This window comes from Moraxella sp. CTOTU49803 (assembly GCF_032097965.1).
In the GTDB taxonomy this organism is placed as follows: domain Bacteria; phylum Pseudomonadota; class Gammaproteobacteria; order Pseudomonadales; family Moraxellaceae; genus Faucicola; species Faucicola tetraodonis.
Genome location: NZ_DAMCJP010000003.1, coordinates 24,381 through 34,637, shown reverse-complemented (window position 1 = coordinate 34,637; position 10,257 = coordinate 24,381). Strand labels below are relative to the sequence as shown.

Genomic DNA, 10,257 nt, shown 5'->3' with positions numbered 1-10,257 from the left:
CGAGTCGCGGACGATCCACCATATCCAAAGCCCTTATCGAATTGATAAGGGTTTTTTTTATACCCTTGATTTTTAGCGCTATGATTTAGGCTAGCAGTTTAGGTTAGACAAATAAAAATTACCTAGTTGAACTTATCTTTGATTGCAGCAAATAGCTGGCTTAACGCTTAGCAAAGAAAAAAGCCAAACCATTAAAGGTTTAGCTTTGGATAGCAGCGCTGTTAGTAACTGCTCAGATAAGCTACGACTTATTTTAGTAAGGCTTATTTTTGGTATGGGTAGTTAGGTGACGTACTTAATATGTACCCTGTTGCACCACCCGCTGCTGCACCAATTGCCGCAGCTTTTCCGATGTCGCTACGGTCGCCATCTGATTTTGCCAGTGCACCTAATGCTGCACCCGCTACCGCACCTTGCATCGCCACACGCGAAGAACCTTGGGTAGTGACACGGTTACCATAAGCATCAGTGGTTGCACACGCTGTTAATGCCGTTGAACCAACAAGTGTTGCAAGTACCGCAAGTGTTTTAAGTGATTTCATACTTTTCTCCAGTAGGGTTTCCATTTGCTAAAATGTTAGTTCCTTTTAGCAACTTACTGAAGTTATATTAGCGTAAATTTTTCACCCTATTGTTATGAATAAAGACTGATTTATACGTGTTTTGTAAGTAACCTTGCTATAGTTTGGGCAAAAAATAGCTTACTCAAGGTTGCATTAACTTTTTCTACAATACCGAGCATATATTAGGCATGATACGTGTTCAATAAATCGGTGAATTGCGCTTCAGTAACCACTTTTACCCCCAGTTTTTCAGCATTGGCAAGTTTACTGCCGGCTTTTTCGCCTGCGAGCAGTGCGGTGGTCTTGGCAGAAACGCTGCCTGAGACTTTTGCCCCTAATGCTTGCAGTTTGGCTTTGGCTTCGTCACGTCCCATGCCTTCAAGGGTTCCTGTAATGACCCAACTTTGACCTTTAAGCGGCTGATTGCCTTCAGGCACTTGGCTGACAGGCTGCCAATGAATACCGGCTTGTAATAATCGATTGATGACTTCGATATTGTGCTCGGCACGAAAAAACTCAAAAATCGAGTCTGCGGTTTTTTCACCGACATCGGGGGTTTTTTGTAAGGCTTCAATACTCGCTGCCATGAGCGGCTGCAAGTCGCCAAATTGCATGGCTAAATTCATCGCCGTGCTCTCGCCCACGCCACCAATACCCAAGGCAAAGATAAACCGCGGTAAGGTCGTATCTTTACTTTTTTCAATGGCAGCCAGCATATTTTCGACAGATTTTTCGCCCAATTTTTCAAGGTTGATAAGCGCGTCGCGGTGATTGCTCAGCGCATAAATATCTGCGACATTTTTAACAATACCTTGCTCAAAAAAGTTAATCAACCAGCGCTCACCAAGCCCGTCGATATCCATCGCTTTACGACTGACAAAGTGAATCAGCGCTTCTTGTTGCTGGGCTGGGCAAAATAGTCCGCCGGTGCATCGTGCCAGCGCTTCACCTTCTGGCATGATAACGGGTGAATCACACACCGGGCAATGCGTCGGCAGGCTCACCACTTGGGCATTGGCGGGGCGTTCATCTTGCCAGACGCGCGTAACTTTGGGTATGACATCACCGGCACGGTGTACGCTGACCATGTCCCCTGCTCGAATGTCTAAACGCTGAATTTCACCGATATTATGCAGGGTCACATTGCTCACAGTGACGCCACCGACATTGACAGGTTCAAGTTTGCCCACGGGCGTCAACTGCCCTGTGCGCCCAACTTGCCACTCAATCGCATTTAGACGCGTCATCACAGTTTCGGCAGGGAATTTATAGGCGGTTGCCCAGCGTGGTTCACGGCTTAAAGTGCCTAGTTGCTCTTGTAAGGCTAAACTATTGACCTTAATCACCGTGCCATCAATTTCAAAGGGTAAGCGACTGCGTTTTTCAATCACCGCTTGATAATACGCTTGCAGCTGCGCGGCTGTTTGCACGATTTTGATATCGCTAATGCTAAACCCCAACGCTTTTAGCCAAAAAAGCGCATCGGATTGGGTGGTAATCTCAGCGGGTAAGCCTTGATTGACGGAATAGGCATAAAACGCCAGTGGACGACTTTTGGCGATATTTGGGTCAAGTTGGCGCAAACTTCCCGCAGCGGCATTACGCGGATTGGCAAAGGTTTTCTCCCCTTTCGCCTGTGCATCACGATTGAGCTTGGCAAACCCTGCTTTGGGCATGAGTACTTCGCCGCGCACTTCTAGCCGTGGTATATCAATCGCCAGCTGCAGGGGTAGATTTCGAATAGTACGCACGTTTTGGGTAATATCTTCGCCCGTTTGACCATCGCCGCGCGTGACCGCTTGGATAAATTGCCCGTTTTGGTACAACAGTGAAACCGCAAGCCCGTCAAGTTTGAGCTCGACTTCATATTCGGGGTTTTGCTGATTGACTGCCAAACGGTCATTGACCCGTCGCATAAAATTCTGTAAATCGTCAAAGGTAAATAAATTACCCAGTGACAGCATGGGTATTTGGTGGGTGACTTGGGTAAAAAACGGCAACGGCTTGTCGCCTACTTGGTTGGTAGGGCTATCGCTTTGTACCAATTCAGGATGGGCGGTTTCTAGTGCCACCAGTTCTTGGCGAAGTTGGTCGTATTCGCTATCTTCTAACAGCGGATTATCTAGGACGTAGTAAGCGTGGTTATGTTGTTTTAGCTGTGCAATGAGTTTGCGCATTTGCGCTGTAATAGCGGCTGTGTTCATAATGATTATGATTTAAAAAAGATAACGGATATTTTACAACAAAGTGATGGCTTACTTGGTCAATTTTTTCAGTCATCAGGTCAGTCAAAACAATAAATATTTTGACCATAAAACTTTTGATAATAAAACTTTTTACAATAAAAAAAGGCACTCGCGAGGAGTACCTTGTTTCATTTTAATAAAATCTATCGACCAAAATTAATGGCAAGCTCGCGCATGGCTTGGGTGTTTTCTTTGTTAATCGGCTCGCCTGTGTCGTCATAGACCGTGGCATTTAAGTCATTGGCAAGCAATCCTGCGATACTCATCATGCTATCAAAGCCTTGAACAGGGCGTGGGTGTGGTAGGGATAAAAATAATACCAAGCCTTTCATGGTTTGCGTCGGTAATCGATTGAGATCGAAAGGTGAAATACCTTCATTGTCAATCATCATCAGACTAAACCACAATAAGCCTGTCCCGTCTTTGTTTTCGTAGCGATGGAACATATTCATCGCACCAAACTTCAAGCCATACTTGTCAATCAGCTCTAACAAATAATCGCCTTTAATGTCGACAAACTGCTGATTAGGAAAAATACTGATGTTGATATTTTGAATCGCATTGTTGAGTGGGCTGTTTTGTTCTTCGTCAATTTGCGCTTGGATATGGGTGTCCAAAATTGGGCTGTTATCGGTAAAGCTGTCATTTTTTAGCTGATTTTCATCGAAAGTATGCACTACAGGGGTGATAGTCTCTGTGGCATTGGCAAGCATGCTAAAAGCGTCGTTTTCGTTTTCCACAAATGTATGGGTTTCTGCCAATAATTTGTCATTGGCAGATTTAGTGACATTGGCATTGGCAAAACTGCCACTGGCTGGATAGTTATCTAGGTGCAACTCGGTATCGTCAGCGCTTAGCTTTACTTCGCCTTTAGGATTGTCGGATGTAATTTCCGCTTTAAACAACTGGCTTTCTTGGGGCTCAGGGCGCTGATGGCGTGGAATAATAGGTAGACCATCTTTGTCATGTTCAATCGCGTCAGTCGCTAATACATCTTGGTTTTTTTGACGAATGGATTTTAGTAGCGTGTAAATACCCCAAACGATAGCAACAACCGCAAGAATGATAAGAATAAGCTGAGTGATAGACATAAACAACGACCTTTGAGAAAGACGATAACGACCCTGTTTGTAGTGTAAAAATTTTTACATCGGTATTTTTGCCGTTATACTATCATGACTTCATAAAATCAGCTAGAAAAAACCGTGACAAGGCTTGACTTTTTGCGTATTTGACAGGTGAAAATCGCTTATGCCAAATAAGCCTCCACCTCCGCCATATCGACACTGACCAGCTTGGACACCCCTGCCGTTGGCATGGTCACACCTTTGAGTTCGTCGGCAATTTGCATGGCAAGTTTGTTATGACTGATAAAAACAAACTGCACGTCTTTGGCAAGCTGCTCAATTAAGCGGGTAAAGCGCGCGACATTGGCGTCATCGAGCGGCGCATCGACTTCATCGAGCACACAAAATGGCGCGGGCTGCTGTTTAAAAATAGCAAAGATTAAACTTAACGCCGTCAAGGTTTTCTCACCGCCCGATAACAGGGCTAGCCGGCTGTTCTTTTTGCCTTTCGGCTGTGCCATAAGCTCTAGCCCTGACTGCCAGCCTTTGCCGCTGCCATCTTTGACATTGGTATCGTCTGATAATACCAGCTGCGCTTGCCCGCCGCCGAACACTTGGGTAAATAGCTTGTTAAGCTCGATATTAACTTGGGTCAACATATCCATAAAAAGCTGTTTGGTCTGACTGTCAATTTGCTGGATAGCAAGTTGCAATTTGTCAATGCTTGCGGTCAAATCCGAGATTTGCTCAGCAAGGGGCGCTAAGCGGCTGTTCACTTCGCTGAGCTCAGCCACCGCGGCATGATTGACTGCCCCAAGATTAACCACCTGTGATGCTAACTGATCGAGTTGTTGTTGTAGTTGCTCGCGTTTGCTGCTACCCAGTAAATCAATGTTGTCAGTTTTTGGCACGGCGATTTTGCGACCAGTCAATTGCTCACCAATTAATGCGACGTTTTGCTTGGCTAGTGCCAATGCGGTGTCGGTGGTGTGATATTGCTGTTGTAGTTGGCTTAACTGCTGCTGAGACTCTTGCACACCCAATTGCGCTTGATGTAGCTCGGTTTCCATGGTTTTCAAGGTGATTGTCAATTGCGTAACGCTGTCATTGGCGGTTTGCAGTTGCGTCGAGTCCAACGTGAGTTGCTGTTGTAGCTGTGGCAAGCGTGCCTGTTGCTCGCTAATTTTATGACTCAGCAGCTGCTGCTCGCTGGTGAATCTTGCTTGGTCTTGGCAAGCTTTGGCAAGTTGCTGCTCACTTGCGGTGATTTGCAATTGTCCGGTTGCCAGTGTTTGGGTGATGCGATTTTGTTGTTGTTCTAGCTCGCGCTGCTGACTGGCAAACTGGTTTAAACGCTCATCGAGTGACTGGCGCTCGCTGATTTGTTGCTGCAATTGCGGTTGTAATTGCGAAAGCGTGTTGCTTAGCTCATAAAACCGCTGTTGCTCTTGCTGTAATTTGTCCGCAAAACCTAGCCCCTCTTGTTGTAGACGCTCGCTATCACTGTCGAGGCGTTTTTTATCTTGCGTAAGTTTATCGAGTGCGGATTGATAGTGATACTGCTGTTGTAGTTTTTGTTGCTGGCATTGCTGTTGTTGCTGGGTTAGGCTTAGCAGTTGATTACGCGCAGTTCGGTCTTGTGCTTGCCATTCTTGCAGACTAACTCTCGCTTGTTGCAAGCGATTGGCTAGACGCTGCAGTTGCGGTTGTTGCTGCGCTAAGTGTTCATCAAGCTCTTCAATACGGGCTTCATTCATCAACTGCTGGCTAAAACTGATAACCTGCTGACCCTCAGCTTGCAACAAATGGCTTAGGTTAATCAGCAGCTGCTGATTACAGAGTATCAGTTGTTGCGCTGATGTCTGCACCAGCAACCAATCGCCCGTTGGTAAATACTCAATCAGCCCTTTATCCTGCACATCTGCCCAGTCAAGTGGCGTCGCACTGATCCAAACCTGCTGAAAAATAGCCAGATTGGGCGCCGCAATCAAAGCAGACAGTGGCAAAAAACCTTCTATTAGATGGCTATTTGATGGGTTATTTTTCGAGGTGTTAGGTAAAGCTGATTGATTATCAATAAACACCGCATGGTCATGGATGATTTGGGCAAAATCTTGGTCAGCCGCGATAGACCATTTGGCAAATACCGTAACTAGGGTATCAAAAACATTGGCATACCCCTTACCTGTTTCGGCCAATTGCAGTTGACTGATGAGTTTTGGCAAACTGCTATTATTTTCTTGATTAGCTGAATGGTGGATAACTTGGGCAAGGGCAGTTTCTTGTTGTGCTAGCAAATTTTGGAGTGTCGCGTGCTCGGTTTGCCACGCTTGGTACTGCTGCTCAGCTTGGCGATGCTGACGGGTTAAGCTGTCAACTTCATCAGCTTGGTCAGCGATAGATTCTTGACGGGCGATGATATTGGCTTCAAGACGATTAATCTCATCACTGATTCTCGTTATTTGCGTGTCTAGCTCGTTGTCATCAAACGCTGCAAATTGCTGGTCAAATGTGGCCTTAGCAGTCTGCCATGCCAATACGGCTTTGTCATGTTCGCTTTGGCGTTGTTGTTGGCGCTGTTGTTGGCTGGCATGGTGTTTGAGTGCATTTTCACTGACGGCAAGATTTTTTTCTACGTCTTGCTTTTGCTTATTTAATGCCACTAAATTTTTTGCAATGTGCTCACGCTGCTGTTTACAATCATCTTGTTCATCACGCAATTGGCGCAACTGTGCGGTGAGCTGTTCAAGCTGGTCGGGTAAGCCTTCAATACGCAGTTGTGCTTGCTGCTTTTGTGCTTGCAACTCTTGTTGATACGCTGCAAAACGCCCCAATTCAACATTGAGGACATTTTGGCGTTGTTGGTCATTGGCAAGGGCTTGTTCAGCTTGTTTCAGTAGACTTTGCGTTTCATGCTGCTGCTGCCAATAATCCTTAGCAAGATTTTGCTGGGTTTGTAGAGTCTGCTGTTGCTCAGTCAGAGCCTGCTGGGCAAGTTGCTGCTGCTCGATTAATCCTTCAATGAATATTTGCTGGGCATCCACGCGCTCACGCATCGCTTGAAAATCTGCCGCGAGTGTTTGCTGTTTTTGCCATGCCCGCCCATAGTCATCGATGAGTAGCTGCTCACTGATCGCCTGCTGCGCTTGTTGCCATTGCTGGGCTTGTTGTGCCGTTTTGGCTTGTTTTTCTAGGCGTTTTTGTTGGCTGGTCAGTTCGCTGACCATATCATGCAGCCGCGCTAAATTATCGGTTGCGGTATCGAGCTGTTTTTGGGTGTCATCACGCCGGCTTTGGTAGCGCGACACGCCCGATGCCTCTTCGATAAACTCTCGTAGCTGCAACGCATTGGCATCAATGATACGCCCTATCATACCCTGCTCAATCACCGCATACGAGCGCGCGCCAAGACCTGTGCCCAAAAAAATATCGACCACATCGCGGCGGCGTACTTTGGTGCCATTGATAAAGTAATCGGATTTGCCTTCTTTATTGATTTGCCGACGTACCGATAATTCTTGATACAGATTGAGCGCGTGGTGGATGCCGCTGCTACCATCTTCGCCGCGGGTATGTTCAAACACCAATTCTACGCTTGCCAAACTTTTGGCGGACTTGTCTTGCGTGCCGGCAAAAATGACATCACTCATCGCGCCGCCACGAAGCTGCTTAGCAGAGGATTCGCCCAGCACCCAGCGGATGGCATCAATCACGTTGGATTTGCCGCAGCCGTTGGGACCGACAATCGCGGTAATGGTTTTGGGAAAATGAAACGTTGTAGGGTTGGCAAAGGATTTAAAGCCTGCCAGTTTGAGCTGTTTTAACCGCATGTTGCTAGAGTGTAGGTATCAAAAAAAGGCGCTTATTTTAGCAAAATTTTAGCGATTATTCATTAAATCTATGCTGGCTTGATCTATGCTGAATTGGTACACAGAAATCAGGCTAAACCTGCTAAAGCCTTAAGTTGATAAATCTGCTATGGCATAAAAAAAAGCATAAAAAAACCGCCAAGTGGATTAGCGGTTTTATCAATCATGTTTTCGCCACTATTATTTTGCCGGTGACGCAGTAGCAGTCGCTGTATTTGCCGTTGCAGTTGCTGTATTATCGGGTGCAGACGCTGTTGTGGTGGTCGTTGTCGTCGTGGTGGTGGTTTCAGTTTTGGCTTCTTCTTTTTTACCACAGCCCACAAGGCTGATGACCGTCACTAATGCGATTAATAATTTATTCATAGTTTTCTCCAAAAACGGTTAATGTAATCATCCATCTGATAACTTGATAGTCCGATAACTATATGATCCCAATAACTATATCACTAGGTCAATCAGTATCACTAGATTAATCAGCTTATAAAATCTCAACTTAATTTTATCAATCATGTTATCAAGACGTCATGGCATTTTATGAGTTTTCTGACCGTTTGGGTAGCGGTTGTGACGATTTTTTTAAGGGTTTTATGTAAATATTTATGCGTATCATCAGTCAATACGCCCAATACGCTAAATTTTACCCACGTGATTATGTGTTACAATAATCATTAAAAATCAACCACTAAAATTTAATCGCTAAAAATTTTTAAAAGAACTATTGCTATGTCTATGCTGCTCTCCTCACCCAATGTTCAAGCCGTTCGCGCTTATTTACTTGATTTACAAGACCGTATATGCCAAGCGCTAGAACACCAAGAAGCCACTGGCGGGTTTAATCTATACGCTGAAGGTGCCAGCAATGCCAAATTTGTCGCTGATGTTTGGGAGAGACCCACTGAGCAAGGCACTCATCAAAATTTGGGCGGTGGTCGCTCCAATGTGCTCCAAGGCGGCAAAGTGATCGAAAAAGGCGGGGTGATGTTTAGCCACATTGTTATCAACCATCTGCCAGCCACTGCCACCGCTCGCCACCCTGAACTTGCCGGTCGCCAAGCACAAGCACTCGGTGTCTCGCTGGTGATTCATCCGACCAATCCCAACGTGCCAACCAGTCATGCCAACGTGCGGATGTTTATCGCGGAAAAAGAAGGCTACGAGCCAATTTGGTGGTTTGGTGGGGGCTTTGATTTGACGCCGTTTTATCCCGTGATGGAAGACTGCGTGCATTGGCACCAAGTGTGTCATGATTTGTGCGCGCCGTTTGGGAGTGACGTTTATCCCAAGTTTAAGACGTGGTGCGATGAGTATTTTTATTTAAAGCATCGTAACGAACAACGTGGCATCGGCGGCTTGTTTTATGATGATTTGAACACCCTTAGTATGGGTTGGGATTTTGATAAATGCTTTGCCTTTATGCAGGCGGTAGGCAATGGCTATCTTGAAGGTATTATCCCAATTTTTGAGAAACGCAAAAACGCCCGCTATAGCGAGTCGCAGCGTAATTTTCAGTTATATCGCCGCGGTCGCTATGTCGAATACAATCTGGTGTATGACCGCGGCACCTTGTTTGGCTTGCAATCAAACGGGCGCATTGAGTCGATTTTGGTTAGTCTGCCGCCGCTCACCGGCTGGGAATATCGTTATGAGCCCATTGCAGGAACGCCTGAATTTGAACTCACGGATTTTTATCTAAAACCCAGAGATTGGCTAAATTTCAAAGCTTAATAAGACACAATCTTAATAAAAAACAATAAAAAAGGGCAATCACAGTTGCCCTTTTTTTAATGGGCGATTAACCCATTAGATTTGGTTGTACGATTTCTATCCAGTAGCCATCTGGATCCAAGATGAAGGCAATATCTTTCATCGCACCTTCTTCAGGGCGTTTTTTAAAGGTGACTTGATGTTGCTCAAACCAGGCAACCGCTTCTTGCAGATTTGGCACGGCAAAACAAATATGCCCGAATCCTTGTGGTTCGCTGTTGCCACTGTGATAATGAAACTCTGCATCAGACTCAGTGCCATAATTATGGGTCAATTCTAGCACCCCTGGCTGACTAAAGGTAAATGCGGCTAAAGCGGCGGTATCGGTCGGCAAATTTGCCACCTGTTCATCGGTGAGCTTTGCCAAAAAATACAAATCAAATTCCGCTTGTGGATAGCGTTTGGTTTGTAGTAGCGTCATGCCTAATACATCTTGATAAAAAGCCAACGACACTTGCGGGTCTTTCACCCTAAGCATAGTGTGATTAAAGATAAACTCATTGGTAGCGGACAAGTTTGACATAGTGATCCTTATTGTAATATGCCTCTAAAAGAAAAAACCTTAAAAGAAAGACGTTGACTAAACTTCATTAATAGCGACAGTTTGCCAAAAATTCAATACTTTTTAATTTTACTTAACTTTTGGGTAAAAATATAGCCTTCATTTCTCATAACATCATGGTTCATAACATTACCCTTAGGTAAGTTACTCAATTCGCTATTTACTATTCACTATTCGCTATTCAAT

7 protein-coding genes and 1 tRNA gene (1 of these 8 cut by a window edge) are annotated in these 10,257 nt (G+C 45.3%); 2 read left to right on the top strand and 6 right to left on the bottom strand.

Going from position 1 to position 10,257, the window contains the following annotated elements; all coding sequences use genetic code 11:
- Positions 1–21, top strand: a tRNA-Lys gene (locus RT422_RS05610) (it extends 155 nt beyond the left edge of the window).
- 242 nt (positions 22–263) lie between these two features.
- Here the strand turns inward: RT422_RS05610 and RT422_RS05605 are convergent.
- From RT422_RS05605 to RT422_RS05585, 5 genes are all read right to left on the bottom strand, one after another.
- On the bottom strand, positions 264–542 hold the full coding sequence (locus RT422_RS05605; RefSeq protein ID WP_312276965.1) for a hypothetical protein: 279 nt from the start codon (positions 540–542) through the stop codon (positions 264–266).
- A gap of 203 nt (positions 543–745) precedes the next feature.
- A complete protein-coding gene (gene ligA / locus RT422_RS05600) occupies positions 746–2,767 on the bottom strand; it encodes an NAD-dependent DNA ligase LigA (RefSeq protein WP_313421605.1) in 2,022 nt (673 codons plus the stop codon).
- Positions 2,768–2,952: 185 nt separating this feature from the next.
- Positions 2,953–3,900, bottom strand: a complete 948-nt coding sequence (locus RT422_RS05595; RefSeq protein WP_313421604.1) for a cell division protein ZipA C-terminal FtsZ-binding domain-containing protein — start codon at positions 3,898–3,900, stop codon at positions 2,953–2,955.
- A gap of 158 nt (positions 3,901–4,058) precedes the next feature.
- Positions 4,059–7,706: a chromosome segregation protein SMC gene (smc, locus tag RT422_RS05590; protein WP_313421602.1), complete on the bottom strand. Its 3,648-nt coding sequence runs from the start codon at positions 7,704–7,706 to the stop codon at positions 4,059–4,061.
- A 219-nt stretch (positions 7,707–7,925) separates the two neighbouring features.
- On the bottom strand, positions 7,926–8,108 hold the full coding sequence (locus RT422_RS05585) for a hypothetical protein (protein ID WP_007115891.1): 183 nt from the start codon (positions 8,106–8,108) through the stop codon (positions 7,926–7,928).
- A 366-nt stretch (positions 8,109–8,474) separates the two neighbouring features.
- Between RT422_RS05585 and hemF the strand changes: the two genes are divergently transcribed.
- On the top strand, positions 8,475–9,470 hold the full coding sequence (gene hemF, locus RT422_RS05580; RefSeq protein WP_313421679.1) for an oxygen-dependent coproporphyrinogen oxidase: 996 nt from the start codon (positions 8,475–8,477) through the stop codon (positions 9,468–9,470).
- 67 nt (positions 9,471–9,537) lie between these two features.
- Here hemF and gloA read toward each other — a convergent pair whose 3' ends face one another.
- A complete protein-coding gene (gloA, locus tag RT422_RS05575; RefSeq protein ID WP_313421601.1) occupies positions 9,538–10,032 on the bottom strand; it encodes a lactoylglutathione lyase in 495 nt (164 codons plus the stop codon).
- Positions 10,033–10,257: the final 225 nt, after the last annotated feature.